This window comes from Arthrobacter sp. K4-10C (genome assembly GCF_059090085.1).
This window is the reverse complement of record NZ_JBNHFI010000032.1, coordinates 1-439: the sequence shown is the minus strand read 5'-3', so window position 1 is coordinate 439 and position 439 is coordinate 1. Positions and strand designations below refer to the sequence as shown.

The 439-nt window shown below is 59.9% G+C and carries 1 protein-coding gene; it reads left to right on the top strand.

The window, feature by feature from the left end:
- The coding region (locus tag AC5RUU_RS19625; protein ID WP_493976872.1) for an ABC transporter permease subunit at positions 1-324 on the top strand (324 nt) is incomplete at its 5' end.
- Between the last annotated feature and the right edge of the window lie 115 nt (positions 325-439).

Below are 439 nucleotides of genomic sequence, written 5' to 3'. Positions count from 1 at the left end.
AGGATGCGCAAGGTGATCATCCCGCAGGCGATGCCCTCGATCATCCCGGCAACCGGTAACCAGGTCATCGGCATGTTCAAGGGAACCTCGCTGGTCAGTGTCCTCGGTGTTGCCGAGCTGCTGCAGAGCGCGCAGCTGATTTACGCGCGCACTTACGAGACCATCCCGCTGCTGATCGTCGCCAGCCTCTGGTACCTGGTGATGACGCTGCTGCTGAGCTACCCGCAGTCCAAGCTCGAACAGAAATACTCCCGCTCAACCTCCAGGCTTCCCCGCAAGGCCAAGCCGGTTGTGCTGACTGACCCGGAAGGCGCTGCCCGATGAGCAACGACGGCACGATTCTTGCCCAGAAAATCCGAAAGTCCTTCGGCCCCAAAACGGTCCTGAAAGACATCAACCTGGAGATCGCCAGCGGTGAAATCTGCTGCATCATCGGACC